A 21,632-nucleotide genomic window follows, 5' to 3' on the forward strand; every position below is an offset into this window, starting at 1 on the left:
TCGTAGCTGCGTCTCATATACGGCAAAATATTGGCAAGAGGAGGGAACAGCAAATCCCTCCTTAGTGTTACTTACTGTTTCAAGAAACCAAGTTCAGTCATGAGCGCGCCCATCTGTTTTTCTTGGTCTTCAAGGAATTGGTAAAACTCTTGATCAGGTTTGTAGTTGTCAATCCAACCATTGCGGTCACGAACTACTGCCCATTCATCAGTGGAGTACATTTTCGACAACGCTTCTGTCCACTCTTTGACTTTCTCTTCACTCGCCCCTGGAGCTGCGAAGAAACCACGCCAGTTAGCAAAGACAGTTTCGTTTCCATACTCGGTTAGTGTTGGAATATTTGGCGCTGCTTCGAGACGCTTCGGTGCTGTAACAGCAAGTACTTTGACTTGACCTGACTTCGACATTTCTAGTACTTCACCAAGACCTGTTGACAGAAGCTGGGTTTCGCCCGATAGAAGAGCGGCCATCGCTTTACCACCTGCATCGTAGGCAATGTAGCGTACCTTTTTCGCATCAAAGCCTTCGCCTTTAAATGCTGCCGCAACGACTAGGTGGTCCATGCTTCCACGAGCCGAGCCTCCTGCAATTTTGACTTTACGAGGGTTCTCTTTGAAGTCAGCAACTACGTCTTCCCATGTGTTGTATGGAGAATCTGCTGGAGCAACAATAGCGCCATAGTCAGCAATCGTTGCTGCAACAGGTGTTAGGTCTCTAAATGATTGTGGGAAAACACCAGTCAATGAACGCACAACGATAGGAGTAGAGTTAACCATCAAAGTGTCTTCTTGGCGTTTCGCGGTTTCGATTAGGTGTGCAATTGCTTTACCACCGCCACCACCTGACAGGTTTTGAAAAGAAACATTGTCGACAATATCTGCTTTTACCAAGACATCACCTGTTCCGCGTGCTGTCATATCCCAACCGCCGCCAGCACCCCCAGGAATTAAGAAATGAATCTTCTCTAGATCTGCAGCATAACTACCAAAAGAAAGAGTAGTTGCCACAATCGATGCCGCTAGGGTCGGTTTTAGTGCCTTAAACATGTTCACGTTCCTTATGTTGACTTTATTGTCTGCCAGCAGAGGGATGCTGACTTGACCTCTATGGGTTAGTCAAAGGTTACGTACTTGTTACAAATGCATCAATAAAGTGCAGATATTGAGGATAAAGAACATAGGGTGAATTTTGTTCATAAAGTTCACACACTGGTTTTCAAGTTAGACGTTAGTCTACATTGTCGACAATCTTATTGATCTGATGCTTATAAGCTGCTTAAATAATGTTCAAGAAATGAAAACTGTCAACAATATGAGTAAATTTCAAGGTGAGCGTTGATATGAGTGCAGAACCAGTAATGAATGACGACGCGCCGTTAAAAGAAGCGACCAAGTCTGAAAATTTAACAGAGCTGCTCATCGAAGAGATCGTTGAAGGCAGAATTGAATCAGGTAGCAAGATTTCTGAACCAGAGCTAGCGAAACGTTTTGAAGTGAGCCGAGGACCTCTTCGCGAGGCTATTATGCGCTTAGAAGGGCTGGGGTTAATTGAGCGAATTCCTCATATAGGAGCGCGCGTGATTACCTTATCTCAAGATAAGTTGGTGGAGTTGTACTCCGTTCGTGAAGCCCTAGAAGGAATGGCGGCGAGACTGGCTGCACAAAACATCAGTGATAAGGAAGTTGCTGAGTTGGAATCGCTGTTGAACAGACACTCAGAGCATATAGACGAAGTGGATGGCGCTTCCTATTTCCACCAGCATGGTGATTTTGACTTCCATTACCGCATCATCAAAGCCAGTCAAAACAGTCAATTAGTAAACTTGCTATGCAATGAGCTTTACCACTTGTTGAGGATGTATCGATATCAATCACCTCGGACACAATCTCGTCCTGAGGCAGCGTTAAAGGAACATCTTTTTATTTTAGACGCGATTAAAAATCGTGATCCTGAATTGGCAGAACTGCTGATGAGAAGACACATTTCAAGAAGCAAAGCGTTAATCGAAAAGAACCTAGACAGCTAATTCAATTTATAGATAACGCAGTAAAGATGTCGAGCACTGCGTTACATAAGGGAAAGTAACAAGGAGACAATCATGTCAGTATCCCCGGGACAACTATTCCGTGACGCCGTCACTAACGGTAACCCACTGCAAGTCGTTGGTACGGTAAATCCTTACTGTGCCATGATGGCAAAAAACGTTGGTCATCAAGCTATTTATTTGTCGGGTGGTGGCATTGCTAACGCATCGTATGGACTTCCTGACCTAGGTATTACCACCTTAAATGACGTCTTGGTTGATGTAGAACGCATAACAAATGCGTGTGACTTGCCTTTGCTGGTGGACATCGATACTGGCTTCGGCGGCGCTTTTAACATTGCTCGTACGATTAAGGCGATGGAAAAAGCAGGAGCTGCAGCGGTGCATATTGAAGATCAGGTGGCTCAAAAGCGTTGTGGCCATCGCCCTAATAAAGCCATTGTTAGTCAGCAAGAAATGGTAGATAGAGTGAAAGCTGCGGTAGACGCCAAAACTGACGCTAGCTTTGTCATTATGGCCCGTACTGATGCACTGGCGGTTGAAGGGATGGATAAGGCTATTGAACGAGCGATTGCGTGTGTTCACGCAGGGGCAGACATGATATTCCCCGAGGCGATGACCTCGCTTGAGCACTACCAGCAATTCAAAACGGCTTTGAATCAAGCTACAGGTAAAGATGTTCCGATTCTTGCCAATATTACCGAGTTTGGGCAAACCCCGCTATTTGGTTGTGACGAGTTGGCAAAAGTCGGCGTCGATATGGTCCTTTACCCGCTATCTGCGTTTAGAGCGATGAACAAGGCAGCAGAGAATGTTTACCAGCATTTGCTAAGTGTTGGCAATCAAGAAGCGCTTACCGAGCAAATGCAAACTCGTGCAGAGCTTTATGAGCATCTCAATTATCACAGCTATGAAGATAAACTGGATCAATTATTTGCCGAAAGCAAATCCTAGAAATACAACGGAAGCTCAAGAAAACCATTTACTAACTTTATCCAATAACATGATGCCGCGTTAAGAGATCCCAAAAGGGACAAAAGCGGGAAAAGGAGTTCAAAATGCCTAATTCAGCCATAGGTGGAGCAGGTCTACGAGGCCAAAGTGCAGGTACGACAGCGTTGTGTACAGTAGGTAAGTCTGGGACTGGTCTCACTTACCGAGGTTACGACATCACCGATCTTGCCAATAATGCGCAATTTGAAGAAGTCGCGCATTTACTATTGCGTGGTCATTTACCTAATCAAAAAGAGCTTGATGAATATAAGACTATTCTTGTGGGCTTGCGTGGGCTACCTGAATCTTTGAAAAAGGCACTGGAGTTGATTCCCGCCAATGCTCATCCGATGGATGTGATGAGAACGGGTTGCTCGATGCTAGGTAATTTAGAGCAAGAACTAGACTTCTCACAGCAAGAAGCCGCGACAGAGAGAATGCTTGCGCTCTTTCCTGCGATTATCTGTTACTGGTATCGCTACAGCCATGATGGCGTGCGTATTGATACCAAGGACCAGTCAGAGGATTGTATCGGGGGCTATTTCCTGAAAATGCTAACTGATAAGTCGCCATCTGAGCTTCACAAAAAAGTGATGCATTGTTCGTTAATTCTTTATGCCGAGCATGAATTTAATGCCTCGACCTTTGCAGCTCGTGTTTGCGCGTCCACCTTGTCCGATATTCATTCCTGCATCACCGCAGCTATAGGCACTCTGCGTGGTCCATTGCACGGCGGTGCAAACGAAGCCGCCATGGATATGATTCAAGATTGGCGTAGCGCGGACGAAGCAGAAGCGAACATCATGCAGATGCTAGCCAACAAAGATAAAATCATGGGTTTTGGGCATGCTATTTACCGTGAGAGCGATCCGCGTAATGCACTCATTAAGCGTTGGTCAGAAGAGCTCTCTACACAAGTTGGCGATACCTATCTTTACGATGTTTCGGTAAGGGTAGAAGCGGTAATGAAACGCGAAAAAGGTTTGTTCTGTAACGCTGACTTTTTCCATGCGTCGGCTTACCACTTTATGGATATTCCTACCAAACTGTTCACGCCTATTTTCGTCATGAGTCGACTTACAGGTTGGGCTGCTCACGTTTATGAGCAGCGCGCAAATAACCGAATTATTAGACCAAGCGCGGACTATGAAGGCCCAGAAGCAAGAGAGTGGGTGGCAATCAACGAACGTGACTAACTGTGAAAACTAAACAGAGAAAAAAGAAGCGTTTAGAAAGGATGTGAGCATGTCTAATCAAACTATAAATTATCAATATCGCAAAGCTCTCCCAAATTCGCAGTTGGACTATTACGATGCCAAAGCTGCGGTTGATGACATAGAGCCAGGAGCCTACCAGCACTTGCCATACACGTCTCGAGTTTTGGCAGAGAATTTAGTACGTCGTTGCGAACCGTCAGAGCTAGAGGAGTGTTTGTCTCAGCTTATTTATCGCCGTCGAGATAAAGACTTCCCTTGGTATCCAGCCCGCGTTGTCTGTCATGACATTCTTGGGCAGACTGCTTTGGTGGACTTAGCTGGATTGAGAGACGCGATAGCTAATCAAGGCGGCGATCCGGCCAGCGTCAACCCTGTTGTTGAAACTCAGCTGATTGTTGACCATTCATTGGCGGTTGAGCATGCCGGCTTTGAGGCTGATGCGTTTGAAAAGAATCGAGCCGTAGAAGAGCGTCGAAATGAAGACCGATTCCACTTTATCGAGTGGTGTAAAACCGCCTTTGAGAACGTTAGTGTAGTACCAGCCGGTAACGGAATTATGCACCAGATCAACTTAGAGAAGTTGTCGCCAGTCGTTCAAACTAAGCAAGGCGTGGCATTTCCCGATACCTGCGTCGGCACAGATAGCCATACGCCTCACGTTGATGCACTTGGTGTTATTGCCATTGGCGTTGGTGGTTTAGAGGCGGAAACGGTGATGTTAGGTCGACCATCCATGATGCGCTTACCAGATATTGTCGGGGTTCGTCTTGTTGGACAGCGTCAACCCGGTATTACCGCCACTGATATTGTGTTGGCGTTAACGGAGTTTTTGCGTGCTCAACGTGTAGTATCGAGCTATTTGGAATTCTTTGGTGAAGGTACTAAGCATCTGACTATCGGTGATCGTGCCACCATTTCAAATATGACGCCAGAATACGGCGCGTCAGCTGGCATGTTCTACATCGACGAGCAGACTATTAACTATCTGAAGCTTACTGGTCGCGATGATGAACAAGTTAAATTGGTAGAAAACTATGCCAAGCAAACAGGGCTTTGGGCAAATGCTTTAGAAACTGCACAGTATGAGCGAGTACTTGAATTTGACCTATCTAAAGTTGAAAGAACCTTAGCAGGTCCCTCCAACCCACATCGCCGATTGCCAACTGCTGAGTTAAACCAGCAGGGTATTGCTGCACCTTGGGAGCAGACGCAAGATAAGATGCCAGATGGTGCTGTTATCATTGCCGCTATTACTTCGTGTACAAATACCAGTAATCCAAGAAATGTTGTAGCAGCAGGGTTGATCGCCAAAAAAGCCAATGAGTTAGGACTATTGCGCAAACCGTGGGTGAAATCATCATTCGCACCGGGTTCCAAGGTCGCCAAACTGTATCTAGAAGAAGCGGGATTGTTACCTGAACTCGAAAAGTTGGGGTTTGGCATCGTCGCTTACGCTTGTACCACGTGTAATGGTATGAGTGGTGCGCTGGATCCGCAAATTCAGCAAGAGATCATTGAAAACGACCTCTACACCACTGCTGTATTGTCGGGTAACCGGAACTTTGATGGGCGAATTCACCCTTACGCTAAACAAGCGTTTCTCGCCTCACCGCCATTGGTTGTTGCGTATGCGATAGCAGGTACCATTCGCTTTGATATTGAGCGCGATCCTCTTGGTCTTGATGCTTCCGGTAACCCCATCTATCTCAACGATATTTGGCCTAGTGATGAAGAGATTGATGCTGTAGTTAACCAACATGTGAAACCTGAGCAATTTAACCAAGTGTATATTCAAATGTTCAAGCTGGATGAGAGTGAGAGGGCGAAAAGCCCACTCTATGACTGGCGTGAACGCAGCACTTATATTCGCAGACCGCCATACTGGGAAGGGGCGTTGACAGGTAAACGCACGTTGCGAGGAATGCGACCTTTAGCAGTATTGGGCGACAACATTACCACTGACCACTTGTCGCCATCTAACGCGATTCTAGCCACGAGTGCTGCTGGCGAATATCTGACAAGCATGGGCGTGCCAGAAGAAGACTACAATTCGTATGCAACCCACCGTGGCGACCACTTGACCGCGCAAAGAGCGACATTTGCTAATCCAAAATTGTTCAACGAGATGGTTAAAGAGGATGAACAGGTCGTTCAAGGTTCTCTCGCTCGTATTGAGCCTGAAGGCAAAATCACAAGAATGTGGGAAGCCATTGAGACCTATATGGCGCGTAAACAGCCGTTAATCATTGTAGCGGGCGCTGATTATGGGCAAGGTTCTTCGCGAGATTGGGCTGCAAAAGGTGTGCGCCTAGCTGGGGTTGAAGCTATTGCGGCAGAGGGTTTTGAACGAATTCACCGCACCAATTTAGTGGGGATGGGAGTACTACCTCTTGAGTTTAAAAAAGGTACCAACCGCAATACGTTAGCGCTTGATGGCACGGAACTGTACGACGTCGTAGGCGATATTAAAGCGGGTTGTGATCTTGCTTTAGTGATTACCCGAACCAACGGGGAAAAACTCGATGTGCCAGTGACTTGCCGCTTGGATACTGAAGATGAAGTTAAAGTCTACTCTGCTGGTGGTGTGTTACAGCGATTTGCTCAAGACTTCTTAGCACAGTAAGGGGAAAGGAATGACGAAACAAATAAAAATTCCTGCGACTTATCTGCGTGGTGGTACTAGCAAGGGGGTCTTTTTCAGCTTGTTGGATCTCCCTCTTGAAGCTCAGCAACCAGGAGCAGCACGAGATAAGCTACTGATGCGCGTAATAGGAAGTCCAGATCCTTATGCAAAACAGATTGATGGCATGGGAGGCGCGACGTCGAGCACCAGTAAAACGGTAATAGTGTCAAAAAGCACCCGTAATGATCATGATATTGACTATTTGTTTGGGCAAGTTTCAATCGACAAGGCCTTTGTCGATTGGAGTGGTAATTGCGGCAACTTATCGGCTGCGGTGGGACCCTTCGCTATTCATAGTGGGTTGGTTGAAAAAGAGCGGATACCCGAAAACGGTATCGCCAAAATTCGAATCTGGCAGGCAAACATTCAAAAAACCATTATCGCTAACGTTCCGATTGTCGATGGCGAAGTGCAAGAGCTGGGTGATTTTGAGCTCGACGGAGTGACATTTCCGGCTGCCGAGATCGCGGTTGAGTTTGTTGACCCTAGTGACAGCAACGGGTCGATGTTCCCAACGGGCAACTTGATTGATGATCTAGAAGTGCCAAATGTAGGTGTCTTTAATGCGACCATGATTAGTGCGGGTATCCCAACAATTTTTATCGATGCCAAAGAGCTGGGGTTATCAGGTGCTGAGCTTCAAGATGACATCAACAGCGATGCAGTTTGGCTTGAGAAGTTTGAGCTAATCCGAGCCCATGGAGCGGTAAAAATGGGCTTGATTAAGTCGGTTGATCAAGCCGCAACTAGGCAGCACACACCGAAAGTGGCGTTTGTGTCGTCTGCCAAAGACTACGTTTCATCGAGTGGTAAGCCCATTGAGGCAAACAGCGTGGATCTATTGGCTCGTGCTTTGTCGATGGGGAAATTACACCATGCCATGATGGGCACTGCGGCCGTTGCCATCGCCTGTGCTGCAAGTGTAGACGGCACCGTCGTAAACTTGGCTGCTGGTGGAGGCAACCGAGAATCTGTGACGTTTGGTCACCCTTCTGGAACCTTGAAGGTGGGAGCGGTTGCTTCACAATCACCGAATGGCTGGACAGTAGATAAAGCAATAATGAGTCGAAGTGCTCGAATCCTAATGGAAGGTTGGGTTCGTGTGCCATCGGATACTATGAAATAGACATATTGGAGGACGCATTATGTCTGCATATCAACAAGAATATCAGTGGGCTGCGAAGCAACCAGAGTCCTTTTGGGAACATCAAGCAAAAGCCATAGACTGGTTTGAAGCACCAAAAACCATACTTGAGAAAGATGAAAATGGTATCGAGCGTTGGTTTCCTGACGGTGTTATGAATACTGCTTGGTTAGCACTTGATTATCACTGCGAACAAGGGCGAGGGGAGAAAACCGCTCTCATTTACGATTCACCAGTCACAGGAACAAAGCAAAAGTATAGCTATTTTGAGCTTCGAGATAAGGTTGCAAAGATTGCGGGAATGCTTGCCAAACAAGGAGTGGTTAAAGGCGACCGTGTTGTAATTTATATGCCAATGATCCCGGAAGCGGCAATGGCAATGCTGGCTTGTGCACGCTTGGGAGCCATTCATTCGGTAGTATTTGGCGGCTTTGCACCAAACGAACTGGCTGTCAGAATTGAGGATGCTGAACCTAAAGTCATTATGACCGCGTCTTGCGGTATAGAAATCAATAAAGTTTTACCTTACAAGCCATTGGTTGATAAGGCGATCATGGATAGTCGTTGGAAGCCGAACAATGTATTTGTACTGCAACGTCCGCAATGTGAAGCAGAGCTGAATCAAGAACGTGATTTGGACTGGCAAACAGAATATGAATCCGCGTTGCCCCATGAATGTGTACCTGTGCTTGCCACTGACCCGCTATATATTTTGTATACGTCAGGAACGACTGGGAAACCAAAAGGTGTGGTGCGCGATAATGGTGGACACGCCGTCGCAATGAAGTACTCAATGTCTGCAGTATACAACATGCCAACCGATGGCGTGTATTGGGCAGCGTCGGATGTAGGTTGGGTAGTTGGGCACTCTTACATTGTTTATGCGCCGCTTATTCACGGTTGCACCTCGATTCTATTTGAAGGCAAACCAGTGAGAACACCTGACCCAGGCGCATTTTGGCGTGTGTGTGAAGAATATAATGTTCAAGTGCTGTTCTCTGCACCTACTGCGTTTCGAGCAATCAAGAAGGAAGACCCTGATGGCTTGGAACTGTCTAAGTATGATATCAGTGGATTAAAGAGCATTTTTATGGCGGGGGAGCGTCTCGACCCACCGACGTTAGAGTGGGTAGAAACACATACCAAAAAGCCAGTGATCGACCATTGGTGGCAAACGGAAACAGGTTGGGCTATCTCTTCTAACCCATTAGGGCTCGAGGTAATGAGCGTCAAAGCAGGCTCATCAACAAAACCAAGTCCGGGTTTTACCGTCGAGATTCTCAATGAAATCGGTGAACCAGTTGGCGCTAATCAACAAGGTTTTGTCTCACTTAAACGTCCATTGCCACCAAGTTGCCTTACTACCGTTTGGCGCAATCATGATCGATTTGAATCAGGTTATTTAAGTCAGTTTGAAGGTTATTATGTCTCTGGAGATGGCGGTTATTTGGATGAGGATGGCTACTTATTCATTATGGGCCGAGTGGATGACGTCATAAACGTAGCAGGACACCGCTTATCTACTGGAGAGATGGAAGAAATTGTTGGTGGACATCCAGCGATTGCAGAGTGCGCGGTTGTTGGTGTGCATGATGACCTCAAGGGTCAGTTACCATTGGGCTTAGTGGTATTAAAAGATGGTGTCAAAGTCGATAGTGGGGAATTGGAACATGAATTGGTCGGTAAAGTTCGTCAGGAAATCGGTGCTGTTGCATGTTTCAAACACGCACTAGTAGTAGAACGATTACCCAAAACTCGTTCTGGTAAGATTCTACGTCGAGTTATACGCCAAATCGCTGACGGTGAAACCTACACTGTCCCTTCGACGATTGATGACCCAAGCAGTCTTTCAGAAATTGAACGAGCATTGCATACGGACTGATTTAATTGTCATAAGGAACCGAGCTCATCTGCCACATTTTGAGGACATGGTTCGGTTCCTCGCAGTTACCAAACAGCATTTGATACTTAGGAGTAAAAGGTTCGCCGATATAGGTAGTACGGCTGAACTTTCCCGTCTTGAGGTCGACCTGTGTGACGACTCTTCCTTTAAAATTCTGAAAAATAACGAACTGCTCACTTTGAAATACTAACTGTTCTTGATAGAACCAAAAATGGTCGGTAGTAGCCGTTAAGGTACATTTCATCGGCAAAGACGCCAAAGAATAGGGTGCCCATAATAGTAGGCCAAACAAAGTGCAAATCAGTGTACGTGACATATCATGCTCCTTATCGTTTTGGATAAGTATAGTCACTTAAGAGTGTGATATTCACCCACGAGACTCCCACATCACCTTTCATTATGTTTTTTTATTTGCACATGCCTGACAAAACCCTCACACTAGGCGCACATTTGTAAACGACTTTCTCCTTTTGCAACATTTACCACGCGTCTATGACTGATTTAGCCTATAGAATTCGCTCTGCTAATACCCAAGATTTGGAAACGCTAAATGATCTTATGTATGAGTTGCATGAGTATCATCACCAAGCCGTTCCCGAAGACTTCAAGCCCGCATCAGAGGTGCAGGAAGAAAAGAGCATTGCACGTTACCTCGATTCACCTGACTGCCTGGTACTTGTTTTAACCATTGATGGCGGCAAGCAAGTTTCTCAGATCGTCGGTTTTGTGACGGCACAGTTTTGTGAACTACTATCACCGATTAGTAAGCCTTGTTTAATAGGAAATATCGATGAGCTGTTTATTAAACCTGACTATCGTCATCATGGATTTGCTCAAAAATTACTGAAAGAAAGTGAACGTCGTTTAATTGAATTAGGGGCCAGTCAGATTATGGTTGAGGTTTGGGACTTTAATCACGCCGCTCTGAACTTATATAACAAAGAGGGATTTATCCCTCATATACATTGTCTTAGAAAAAAAATCTAATTTAGGTACGTTTGTGACTCAACTTTTGAGCCATATTGCTTTTACGCTATTGCTTGCGCTATTAACAATACATCAGAGCTTTGCTGCTTCGGACGTGTCATCGAGCGTGACGTCTAAGGTGCCAAACTCCTCGTTCAATGAGTTATCGGATAATCTCCGACAGCCTTTTGTGCATAACGATCCACCATTGGCTCCTACCATAAGAGGAGCATTGTGTTTAGTTCGTGCCGACGATCGTATTTTGCTGGTCGATGAAATCGTAACGGGAAAGCTATCTTTGCCGGGAGGAACGATTGATAACAACGAAGACCCGCGACTGACTGCCCAACGTGAAACATGGGAAGAGGCAGGGTTAGTGGTTGTCGTTGGTCAAGAGTTAGGTCGAACTAAACGCGCAGTGTTTTATGAGTGTAAGGTCGAGTCTGACATCATTGCTTACAGTGAGACTAATTATGGTCGAGGCGTAGAACTTCCGATTTACTTTGCACCACATTTTGGTGTTGAGGTACGCAGTGCCAACCTGCTGAGTCCAAAATCGGTATCACCAACAGAATATCGATACCCTAGCCAATGGCCGATGGTTGAATCAATGTTTGCTGCGCTCCCTAATCAGCCTATCAGTTACATCGACAACCTGATCAGTTCTGCACCTAAAGTACATCAACTCGAATTGTCTTGGTTATCTAGTACACAAGAAGCGCTTGTTGCTGCACCGAAGCAACTACAAGAGTTAGTTGTCTTAGGTGGCAATGTTCTTTATATCGTGTTACAGCCATTACTCCTTATTTCGTTCCTGCCACTGTTCATTTGGTTATGGGGGCGTTACTTTACCGCGCAACTGATGTTTGCTGTAACGGCTACTTCCTTATTTATTTTGGTCGCAAAGCAGGGGTTTAGCTTTCCTGTTCCACATGCTTATTTGCCCACTCTTAACTATAACGAGCGAAGCGGATTCAGCTTTCCTGACTTAATCATGGCAAATTGGATTTGTATTTCTAGTATCGTGGTGAGCCAAATACAGCCGCGCCATTTGAGTAAGTTTGCCATCGCGGCTTTTTTGGTCACCGTCATCATCGCGTTCTACCAATTTATCAGTGGTGGTGCATTCTTGTCGGATATGTTGGCTGGCGCCATTATTGGTGCGCTTGTTGGCTGGCATTTTATTAGGCATCATTTTAGCCTTGCGGTAAGTGAAGACTACACATTTACACGGGTTAGAGTGTGGCAGATACTAACGGTGATTGCGGCTATCTGTGCTTATATCTGGCAATATCCATCATTTTTGAGTTGGTTAGCACTGTGTATTGGAATGTTATTATTCGCTGTCGCAAATGGTTACTGTCCGCCTCGTTCGAAGATGTGTTTGAAAGAGCTCCTCTGTGCTTTGATATTTATTCTACTGTTGTTAGTCGGCTATTTCCGTTTAGAGACCATGTTTGCGCACAGTGGTATTGGGTCATTGCTGTTACAAACATTGGTGATACCGGTGACTATTATGATTCCGGCTATTGTGATGATCGTGTTTCGCAAGAGAAACTGCCATTAAGACCTTCTAGTAAACGCTTCAGCACTTGGCGCAGAAAGGTAACTCTTGGAAAAAGGGTGGCGTTAATCTATGGCTTTATCCACTCGGTAGGAGATTCTTATGATCATCGCAATTATAGCGGCTTGTTCGGCGTTTATGGCGACCTTAGCCTCTCAATTAAATGGCGCAACCGATGCCGCATTAGATAGCGTTACTGACATAATGTTTATGTAAAAAGAAAGGTCTGATTATACATCAGACCTTTTCTAATTTAAGAGCTGATGACTCTATGCAATAACAGCCTCACGCTTGTTCTTAGAGGTCGCAGCAAAGTAGAGCTTAGTCTCTTCAATAACGACATTTCTGAGCAACACCAATCCAATTAGGTTTGGCACCGCCATTAAGCCATTCACGATGTCGGCAATAATCCAAATCATATCTAGGTGCAAGAACGCGCCAGACGCGACCAAACCAACGAAGATGATCTTATAAGGTAATACCGCCTTGGTGCCCATGAGGAATACAACGCAACGTTCGCCATAGTAATTCCAGCCAAGAATGGTGGTAAACGCGAAGAATATCAGTCCGATCGATACCAGTAGAGGACCGAGAGTGTCCGAATTTAGACCGACAGCAAAAGCATGAGTGGTCATAGCTGCGCCAGCAAAATCACTTTGCCAAGCACCAGTTAAAATCAATGCAAGCCCTGTCATGGTACAGATAATGATTGTGTCGATGAACGTACCCGTCATAGAGATAAGGCCTTGGCGAACACAGCTATCAGTTTTAGCCGCTGCCGCTGCCATTGGCGCACTGCCTAGACCACTCTCGTTAGAGAATACGCCACGAGCAATACCGGACTGAATTGCGAGCATTATGCTAGCCCCAACGAAGCCCCCTGTTGCTGCTGTGCTGGTAAATGCAGATACTACGACAAGTTGAATTGCGGCACCTAGCTGCTCGGCGTTCATGATAATAACGCTCGAGCAGGCTAGTACATAAAACACCGCCATGGTCGGTACGACTTTACCTGCCACATTAGCAATAGACTTGATACCACCTAAGGTTACAAAGGCAACAAGAAGGGTAAGAACCGAAGCGGAGATCTCGCGAGAGATACCGAAAGAAATGTGGCTTGCATCCAGAATGGCGTTTACTTGCGGAAAGGTACCGATACCAAAGCAAGCTACACCAAGAGCGAAGACAGCGAACATCGTGGCTAGGAACTTAGAACCGACACCATCGCGCAGATAGTACATAGGTCCGCCAAGCATCTGTCCTTTATCGTCTACTTTGCGATATTTAACGGCGAGCAAGCATTCGGCATACTTAGTTGCCATACCAAACAGAGCCGCTAACCACATCCAGAATAAAGCACCTGGGCCGCCTAGCTTAATTGCAGTTGCAACGCCTACGATGTTACCAGTCCCTATTGTCGCTGATAAAGCGGTACACAATGCAGCAAAGCTAGAAACATCACCATTACTGGATTTGTCTTTGCTGAATACGAGCTTGAGCGCGGTTGGAAGATGTCTAAATTGAAGTAAGCCAAGTCTAAACGTGAAGTATACACCAGTACCAACAAGCAAAATGAGTAATGGTGGTCCCCATACAAAAGAGTCGATAGCTTGTAGTAAAGATTGAAGGTCGTTCATGATTTCCCCTTAATAAAACAAAACTTAAGGAGAAGAGAGAAGGGCAGTAATCCACAGACCGAAGAAGATCTGAGTTCATTACCACTCAGTATTGACCGTAAACGGTTGTTCGTTACAGTAGAAATATGAGTTGTTCAATGGTGCTATTCTCTCCTCTGTCCTTTTGCCTGAGAGTTTCACTCATTACATGAAATGAGCTTGCTCCTTCGGCGACCGATTTAACGGTTCTCTCCAGAGGTTCCTCCAACTACAGTCCTCACTTTATCCTTATCTAAGATAAGCTCTGATTTCTCAGAATAAAGCACCTGAAAGATTTACTTCTTCGGCGGGTCATACTAACCAAATGTTAATGTAAGGTTAATAAACCACTCTCCTGCAGTCTTCAACGGAACAAATATCTAGTGACTAGATAATCTGTGACGGCAATCCTATCGTAAATAAAAAACGATGTCATGAATAATTTTACAATTTATTTGAGCCAAAATAGGTCGTAGATCGTTCCATTTGGTATATTTGAACATGTTTCTGACTTTAGAATTGAAGTTGTACGCTAAAGTGATGAGTAGTACAGTTAACTCTCTGGAAATTCACTACTTTTGCTTAAAATGTAGCCGTTAGTGCAAAGGAGATGTTTATGACCCGATTGATTGCAATTGTGTTTCTAGTGGCTCTGGCCTTTTTACTGTTTCGATATAGAACCAATGAGAAGGTACAGAAAGGCGTGGTGATTACGGTGTTGTCTGCGTTTGTTATTTATACAGCAACCTTGGTCATATCTGAGTTAATTCGATAAACCTATGAACAACTTTTAAAGGGGTTAGAGTGGATAAACAACCTGAAAATCAGCCGGTCGAAAGTGATGATTTCGTAGTCATCGAGCAGAAAGATACCCGTGCGAGGTTGTATATTGGTATTGCCGCAGCGCTGGGTTTAGCAGCTGGTGGTCTTATTGGCTCGGCAGTCACGCAAAATGACTGGCAGCAGCGATACAAAGAGCTCGATACCCAATACCAACAAGCATTAGTTAAAACTCAAACTCAACAATCTAACTTGGATGAACAACTTGCTTTAGCTGAGTCAGAGTCACAATTAAAGTTGCGCAAAGTGGTAGAAGAGAAAGTGGAACAACATCAGCAACAAGTAGATGCTTTGAATGAGCAGATTACCAAACTTGAAGCCGATAACCAGCAACTCGAAAACCAGTTGAGTGCTCAAGGTAAGAAACTTGCGCAACAGAAAAAACAGAATGTTCAACTGGAACGTAAAACGGATATCCAAAGTTCGATGTTCGAACAGTCTCAGGAGCTATTTAAGCGAGAAGCAGAACTGAAAGCTGAAGTGGCTAAGTTGGAACAAGAAAAATCGCAGCTGACTCCAAACTTGAAACGCTGGAAGAAGGATTGTGATCTATTCCTGGAAGGCACATCTTGGGATGCAAAGTCAGATTCATGTGACCGTTATGATTCTGCCACAGCACGTATTAGCCAGATCGAGCAGATGTTGAAAGTGCATAATATGGATCTCAACCATATTGCGACGTTGAAAAGCGAACTCGGAATTCAATAACACTCAAGGATTGGCAAAGTAGAAATATCTAATAATACTTTGCCGATTAATCTCCTCCGTGAATTATGAAGTGAATTTCATTCACACTCTGATTCTTTGATTCATCAATCTAATTGTAATATGTGGGCTTCATAAGAATCGTATCTTTAGATTGGTGAATCAATGAAAAACTCCACATTATTACTAGTCATTACTTTAATGGTTGGTTGCTCTGCGAAACCCGTTAACCAAGAGGCTAAATCGGTCAGAATTGTCGATTCCGCACCAGCGAATTGCTTGTACTTAGGTGAAGTCGATGGAACGCAAGGCAATTGGTTTACCGCCGACTTTACAAGTGACAGAAACATTCTAGTTGGTGCAAGGAACCAACTGAAAAACGAAGCGCATAAACTAGGAGCAAATGTCGTTGTACTACAAAAGAGTGTAGATAACAGTAACGAGGGTTTGTACGCTTATGCCGACGAAAATTCGTTTCGTATGTCCAGCAGTAAAGGAACCTACAGTAGTACGTTAATTGGCGAGGCTTATTTCTGCGCGGAACAATGATATTTTTCTCGATAAGAAACTATTCTATCGAGTCACTTCAAACCCAATTGTAATTGATATATCCCTTGCTGCTAGATCCTTCAAATTAGCTCGACTTTGCATGGAAATAATCGAACTAAAATACTGTTGTTCTCTAGAATAACGTTAATTTTAACGCCCAAAGAACAGTAGAATGAACAGAGCAAATTATTGGCCCTATATTATCTCAATATCGATATTATCAACGGATGGTTTTGCGAAAGGAGTCGCCTACCTGGACACTAAACCTAGCGTCGTTAACGCCACGAACTACGATCAAAGCCTGAATCTAAGCGAGTACTATGTTAGCGAGAAGCTGGACGGTATTCGTGCTATTTGGACGGGAGAGCAGTTAGTGACGCGTTCCGGACGAGTGATTAACGCTCCAGATTGGTTTATACATTCGCTCCCCTCCATCATGGTCGAAGGAGAGTTATGGGCAGGAAGACAGCAGTTCTCAAAAGTCCAAAATACAGTACTTGACCTAATCCCTGATAATGAAGCTTGGCAAAAAATCCGTTTTAAATTGTTTGACGCGCCTGGGCATTTAGGAACATTTGAACAACGTTATGAATTTCTTAAACGTTACTGTCAAACTGTTGCTATGAGACATATTCAATGTGTAGAGCAGCGTACGGTTTCAAGCCACAAAGAACTCGATGACTATTTAGAACAGATAACCGTGGACAATGCTGAAGGGCTGATGCTTAAGTTGAAACATGAGGTCTACCATCCGGGAAGAAACCATTCCCTTGTTAAAGTTAAAACCGTACAGGATATGGAAGGCCTTGTGGTTGGCTACAAAGAGGGGAAAGGCAAGTATCAAGGCAAAATGGGCGCATTACTTATCGAACTCAGTGACGGCGCACGATTTTATGTCGGTAGCGGATTTAGCGATATAGAACGTACTAATCCTCCAAAGATCGGAACCATGATTACTTTTAAGCACAACGGTTGGACAGTCAATGGATTGCCACGCTTTGCTCGATTTTTCCGAATTCGCGACCCAGAGTAGCCATTACGGTTGTCTTATCTCCGTCAGGGTTTTACCACAGCGCTTAAACAACAATTTCCAATAGAATACATGCTGCTGATTTGCCGTTTTGAACTCATCATAAATGCGGTCGAGTCGATAAATCGACGCCTTATCTTGCTGGACCTTATCCAAAACGTGCTTTATAAACACCACTTCGCGAGAAATGGCTTGATATTCACTGCTGAGAAACGAGAGGTAAGGCTGAATATCGGTGATGAACAGATTGTTGAAGACATTAACTAAATAGTTAAAGCGGGTAGTATCTCTATTAGCCCCACATAGAATTTTATAATCGTACTTCTGTAATTGTTGAGTGACTACCGTCAGCCACTTTGTACTCGCTTGCAGAGAGTAGGCGAGATTTCCGATGAGTTTCGTTTTCTCTAATGTTTCTTGGTACGGTGTAATAGGCGGAGGTAAGGTTAAGGTATGGCTTCCTTCGGTTTGTGTGATAATGTAAGCGGCAATACTATTGAACGTCTTTAACGCAGAATGCAATTGAGCCGCTTGACTACTTATCCCTTCATCTAACCACTGATTACCAGATAGCTGAGCGCGCATTGCATGACTGGTAAAGATAAGATTTGAAAAGTAACTGGGAAGATAACGGTATTTAGTGGCCAGAATGTCTTCAAGCTGAGCTTTCACACTTTGCTCTATTTTGTCGGATAACAAGCAGCGTTCGATCCCGTCGATTAATGCTATCTGATAGTCAAAATCACGAAACTGGTCCTGGACTTTACCTAAAACAGAATTACGTTCAGCTATTAGTTCAAAGAGATGGCATTTTCTGAGCTGATAGCTGTCGACGATACCTAAGGTAGTGCGTGGAATATCGATAGTAATTTCGCGTTGGCTAGGAAGGGTGATTAAAGCGTTGTCAGGGCTAAGTAATGCGTCGCTGTCTTGAACCGAGGCAATTCTCGACAAATAGTCTTCGAAACGGCTCTCCGCTCCCTTCTGTTCAAGACATCCCGTCAAGGCGCTTATAATAAAAACAAACGCCAAGATTACTTTAGATGATGGAGGTATGGTTAGTGCTTTCAAAGTTTTCTGCGCGTTAAACTACGTATCTAGGTATTACGTAAGCCTAGTCCATCTTTGATCACCCTTAATGAACTTATCGACGTTCTCAAGCTAGCGGCTCGCGTATTCGAGTTGTAACTCATCGTTTTGACGGTGCATCCATAGCAGTCGGATAGTGAGCATGATAGCGGCACTTGATAAACCAGCAATAAAGCCAATCCAGAAACCAACAATTCCCATTGGCTCGATAAGTAAATCTGTCATTCCGAGAACGTAGCCTAACGGTAATCCGATTAGCCAATAGGCGATAAATGTTCGATTAAAAATGGCTTTCATGTCTTTATAGCCACGCAATGCGCCCGCAGCAACGACTTGGATAGCGTCAGTACATTGATAGATGGCAGCAAAAATCAGTAGGTGCATCGCTAGCGCAACCACTTCTACGTTGTCAGTGTAAAGATGAACGATTTGTTGCTTAAAGATTAGCGTACAGATTGCGGTGAAAATAGCCGTCCCAAGACCCACTCCGAGACCGACACGACAAGCAATGACTGCTCCAGCTGTATCAGTTTCACCCAGTTTATGTCCAACGCGGATACTGACTGCTGCACCGATACTCATTGGGATCATAAAGACCAAAGATGAAAAGTTCATTGCCACTTGATGCGACGCCACGACAAGTGAGCCAAGTGGCGCGACAAGCAATGAGACCACTGCAAAAAGGGATACTTCAAAAAAGATTGCAGCAGCGATAGGAAAGCCAAGTTTAAACAAGCGAACCTGTGCTTTTCTCTCTGGTTTATGCCAAGTTTTAAAAAGTTCAATGTGCTTGAGTCGATCGGTAGTGACGGCATAAAACAACATCATAAAGAACATGAGCCAATAGACTATTGTGGTCGCAACGCCACATCCTACGCCGCCTAAAGCTGGAGCACCGAATTTCCCGTAAACAAAGATCCAGTTAAGTGGGATATTGATCAGTAAGCCAATAAAACCAATAACCATAGCGGGCTTTGTCAGCGACATTCCGTCTGTGTAACTACGTAGTGCTTGGAACAACAGGAAAGCAGGTACAGCGAAAATAACCGCGTAAATGTAGCCTACGGTTTTGTCGGCCATGATGGTTTCGACACTCATTAGATCGAGTATGGTTTCTATTTGTAATAGGACTAACACAATAGGAACACTAATAAGCAGAGCCATGATGAAACCTTGATGGATTTCATAAGGGATCTGCTTTTGCTTTCCAGCGCCATTGAGTTGTGCAACAACGGGTACCAAGGCCATCAAAAGACCGATACCGAAAAGAATGGAAGGAAGCCAAACACTGGCGGCAATGGAAACCGCCGCCATATCTACGGCACTCACACCACCTGCCATAATAGTGTCGACAAACCCCATACCGGTTTGAGCAATTGAGGCAATGAGAACGGGAGAGGCAAGTTTGATGAGATTTCTAGCTTCAGTCTGATAGCGTTGCACGTAGGATTCCATGTTTTATAAATAACTACGATGAATGATAAAGAAGTTTGTCATTTTGCACCATAATTTATTGTCTCTGTGGTCAGATAATTGTTTGTTTTGGAAACAAACGTTTACTCACAACTATTATAGTGAACGTGCTTTATGATTGAATTATCAGAGCGGCAAGGATGAATTGATGAGTACACACGATAAATTGGATTATGTTGAGTTTGCAGCGGCCGATATTCCCGCGACAAAAGCGTTTTTTGAAGCAGTATTTGGTTGGACGTTTGAGGATTATGGACCTGATTATACAGCCTTTTCAAACCAAGGACTTAACGGCGGATTTTATCGCGCAGAGTTAAGTTCAAAAGCTCAACAGGGTGGGGCGTTACTGGTTTTCTACAGCGCAGCGATTTCCGAAACACTGGAGCGGGTGAAACAAAATGGTGGCTGCATAGTAAGGGATATTTTCGACTTTCCGGGTGGGTGCCGTTTTCATTTCAGCGAGCCAAGTGGCAACGAATTTGCGGTTTGGTCTGAATCTAGATAATAAGCACTAAATACGCCAATGGGCTCTAGCATTCTGTTGGAGCCCATTGGTTATTCCATTACGTAAAAGCGCTCGTGTTAGTAGATAACTTTTACTTTTTTAGCGCACTCGACAGCCTCATCGATTGCTGTCTCTAGAGATCTACGCTTAGTAAGTACAACGCCTAAACGACGACGGCCATCAATATCTGGTTTTCCAAAGAGGCGGATTTGAGTTTGTGGAAGACTTAAAGCTTCATCAAGGCCTTGGTAACGGATATTGTTAGAGGTGCCTTGGCCGAGTACAACAGCGGAAGCTGCAGGACCATATTGGGTGATGCCGTTAATTGGTAAGCCGGTAAAAGCACGCACGTGTAATGCAAACTCCGACATGTCTTGAGAAATCAGCGTGACTAGACCTGTATCATGTGGGCGAGGTGATACTTCATTGAAAATAACTTTATCGCCCTTAACAAACAGTTCTACACCAAAAATACCATAGCCACCCAGCGCGTTAACCACTTGCTCCGCCGTATATTCTGCCGCTTTTATTGCATTAGCTGACATCGCCTGAGGCTGCCAAGATTCGCGGTAATCACCATCCTCTTGACGGTGACCCACAGGAGCACAAAAGTGAACGCCATCAACAGCGCGTACGGTCAATAACGTAATTTCATAATCGAAATCGATAAAGCCTTCAACGATGACTCGACCTGCGCCAGTTCGGCCACCTTCTTGAGCATAGGTCCAGGCTTTCTCAATGTCGGATTCTGACTTGATGACACTTTGTCCTTTACCAGAAGAACTCATGACTGGTTTCACTACACATGGTACACCGACATTTTCTACAGCCACTTTAAAGTCTTCGTAGCTGTCTGCAAATTGGTAAGGAGAGGTGTTCAGGCCGAGTTCTTCAGCTGCCAGTCTACGGATACCTTCACGATTCATAGTTAGCTTGGTTGCATTCGCAGTAGGAATAACGTTTAAGCCTTTACTTTCTAACTCGACTAGCTTGTCCGTTGCAATGGCTTCGATTTCCGGTACTACGTAAGCGGGTTGTTCTTTATTGATAATGGCTTCTAGTGCTTCGCCGTCCAACATATCGAGAACATAACTTCTGTGAGCAACTTGCATTGCAGGGGCGTCAGCATATCGGTCACAAGCGATGACTTCTAAGCCTAGTCGTTGGCATTCAATGGCAACTTCTTTACCTAATTCACCAGAGCCTAAAAGTAAAACACGTGTAGCATTTTCACGAGTAGCAGTACCAAACATAGAGTGTCCTTGAGCATTC

Annotated in this window: 19 protein-coding genes and 1 riboswitch; of the genes, 13 read left to right on the forward strand and 6 right to left on the reverse strand. The window is 44.8% G+C overall.

Annotation, left to right across the window (positions count from 1 at the left end):
- Positions 1-71 precede the first annotated feature (71 nt).
- Positions 72-1,046, reverse strand: coding sequence for a tripartite tricarboxylate transporter substrate binding protein (locus tag HW45_RS17495; protein WP_038228532.1), 975 nt, complete (start codon positions 1,044-1,046; stop codon positions 72-74).
- 293 nt (positions 1,047-1,339) lie between these two features.
- On the opposite strand from HW45_RS17495, the gene HW45_RS17500 reads away from it, so the two are divergent.
- The 6 genes from HW45_RS17500 to HW45_RS17525 all read left to right on the forward strand — a co-directional run bounded on the left by HW45_RS17500 (position 1,340) and on the right by HW45_RS17525 (position 9,963).
- Positions 1,340-2,026 (forward strand): GntR family transcriptional regulator, encoded by a 687-nt coding sequence (locus tag HW45_RS17500; protein WP_038228534.1) that lies wholly within the window; start codon positions 1,340-1,342, stop codon positions 2,024-2,026.
- Positions 2,027-2,098: 72 nt separating this feature from the next.
- Entirely contained in the window at positions 2,099-2,998 is a 900-nt protein-coding gene (prpB, locus tag HW45_RS17505) for a methylisocitrate lyase (RefSeq protein ID WP_038228535.1), read from the forward strand.
- Positions 2,999-3,102: 104 nt separating this feature from the next.
- On the forward strand, positions 3,103-4,233 hold the full coding sequence (prpC, locus tag HW45_RS17510; RefSeq protein ID WP_038228536.1) for a bifunctional 2-methylcitrate synthase/citrate synthase: 1,131 nt from the start codon (positions 3,103-3,105) through the stop codon (positions 4,231-4,233).
- Positions 4,234-4,282: 49 nt separating this feature from the next.
- Positions 4,283-6,877 carry a Fe/S-dependent 2-methylisocitrate dehydratase AcnD gene (acnD, locus tag HW45_RS17515; protein ID WP_038228537.1) on the forward strand — a complete coding sequence of 865 codons (2,595 nt, stop codon included), beginning with the start codon at positions 4,283-4,285 and terminating at the stop codon, positions 6,875-6,877.
- Positions 6,878-6,887: 10 nt separating this feature from the next.
- Positions 6,888-8,063 carry a 2-methylaconitate cis-trans isomerase PrpF gene (gene prpF, locus HW45_RS17520; protein WP_038228538.1) on the forward strand — a complete coding sequence of 392 codons (1,176 nt, stop codon included), beginning with the start codon at positions 6,888-6,890 and terminating at the stop codon, positions 8,061-8,063.
- Between the two features lie 19 nt (positions 8,064-8,082).
- The gene (locus tag HW45_RS17525; protein WP_038228539.1) at positions 8,083-9,963 is read left to right on the forward strand and encodes a propionyl-CoA synthetase; all 1,881 of its coding nucleotides are present in this window, start codon (positions 8,083-8,085) and stop codon (positions 9,961-9,963) included.
- Between the two features lies 1 nt (position 9,964).
- On the opposite strand, the gene HW45_RS17530 is transcribed toward HW45_RS17525, so the two are convergent.
- The gene (locus HW45_RS17530) at positions 9,965-10,300 is read right to left on the reverse strand and encodes a hypothetical protein (protein WP_006072426.1); all 336 of its coding nucleotides are present in this window, start codon (positions 10,298-10,300) and stop codon (positions 9,965-9,967) included.
- Between the two features lie 176 nt (positions 10,301-10,476).
- Here HW45_RS17530 and HW45_RS17535 point away from each other — a divergent pair, with 176 nt between their 5' ends.
- Entirely contained in the window at positions 10,477-10,971 is a 495-nt protein-coding gene (locus HW45_RS17535) for a GNAT family N-acetyltransferase (RefSeq protein WP_038228540.1), read from the forward strand.
- 13 nt (positions 10,972-10,984) lie between these two features.
- Positions 10,985-12,517: a bifunctional NUDIX hydrolase/phosphatase PAP2 family protein gene (locus tag HW45_RS17540; protein WP_051868204.1), complete on the forward strand. Its 1,533-nt coding sequence runs from the start codon at positions 10,985-10,987 to the stop codon at positions 12,515-12,517.
- Positions 12,518-12,783: 266 nt separating this feature from the next.
- Here HW45_RS17540 and HW45_RS17545 read toward each other — a convergent pair whose 3' ends face one another.
- A complete protein-coding gene (locus HW45_RS17545) occupies positions 12,784-14,151 on the reverse strand; it encodes an alanine/glycine:cation symporter family protein (protein ID WP_038228542.1) in 1,368 nt (455 codons plus the stop codon).
- Positions 14,152-14,296: 145 nt separating this feature from the next.
- Positions 14,297-14,396: riboswitch (glycine riboswitch) on the reverse strand.
- A gap of 389 nt (positions 14,397-14,785) precedes the next feature.
- Between HW45_RS17545 and HW45_RS29765 the strand changes: the two genes are divergently transcribed.
- The 4 genes from HW45_RS29765 (at position 14,786) to HW45_RS17565 (ending at position 17,296) form a co-directional block, all read left to right on the forward strand.
- Entirely contained in the window at positions 14,786-14,944 is a 159-nt protein-coding gene (locus tag HW45_RS29765; protein ID WP_038228543.1) for a hypothetical protein, read from the forward strand.
- A 29-nt stretch (positions 14,945-14,973) separates the two neighbouring features.
- Positions 14,974-15,717 (forward strand): hypothetical protein, encoded by a 744-nt coding sequence (locus HW45_RS17555; RefSeq protein ID WP_038228544.1) that lies wholly within the window; start codon positions 14,974-14,976, stop codon positions 15,715-15,717.
- 162 nt (positions 15,718-15,879) lie between these two features.
- Complete coding sequence (locus HW45_RS17560) at positions 15,880-16,263, forward strand: DUF4156 domain-containing protein (RefSeq protein WP_038228545.1); 384 nt, start codon at positions 15,880-15,882, stop codon at positions 16,261-16,263.
- Between the two features lie 172 nt (positions 16,264-16,435).
- Positions 16,436-17,296 (forward strand): DNA ligase, encoded by an 861-nt coding sequence (locus tag HW45_RS17565; RefSeq protein WP_038228546.1) that lies wholly within the window; start codon positions 16,436-16,438, stop codon positions 17,294-17,296.
- A gap of 3 nt (positions 17,297-17,299) precedes the next feature.
- On the opposite strand, the gene HW45_RS17570 is transcribed toward HW45_RS17565, so the two are convergent.
- Both HW45_RS17570 and HW45_RS17575 read right to left on the reverse strand, forming a co-directional pair.
- Positions 17,300-18,364, reverse strand: a complete 1,065-nt coding sequence (locus HW45_RS17570; protein ID WP_051868206.1) for a DUF3080 family protein — start codon at positions 18,362-18,364, stop codon at positions 17,300-17,302.
- Between the two features lie 90 nt (positions 18,365-18,454).
- Positions 18,455-19,825, reverse strand: a complete 1,371-nt coding sequence (locus tag HW45_RS17575) for an MATE family efflux transporter (RefSeq protein WP_038228548.1) — start codon at positions 19,823-19,825, stop codon at positions 18,455-18,457.
- 178 nt (positions 19,826-20,003) lie between these two features.
- On the opposite strand from HW45_RS17575, the gene HW45_RS17580 reads away from it, so the two are divergent.
- The gene (locus HW45_RS17580; protein ID WP_038228549.1) at positions 20,004-20,360 is read left to right on the forward strand and encodes a VOC family protein; all 357 of its coding nucleotides are present in this window, start codon (positions 20,004-20,006) and stop codon (positions 20,358-20,360) included.
- Between the two features lie 77 nt (positions 20,361-20,437).
- Here the strand turns inward: HW45_RS17580 and purT are convergent, their stop codons facing one another.
- Positions 20,438-21,613 (reverse strand): formate-dependent phosphoribosylglycinamide formyltransferase, encoded by a 1,176-nt coding sequence (gene purT, locus HW45_RS17585; RefSeq protein ID WP_038228550.1) that lies wholly within the window; start codon positions 21,611-21,613, stop codon positions 20,438-20,440.
- Positions 21,614-21,632: the final 19 nt, after the last annotated feature.

The sequence above is a fragment of the Vibrio sp. ER1A genome, from assembly GCF_000733315.1.
GTDB classification, from domain to species: Bacteria; Pseudomonadota; Gammaproteobacteria; order Enterobacterales; family Vibrionaceae; genus Vibrio; species Vibrio mediterranei.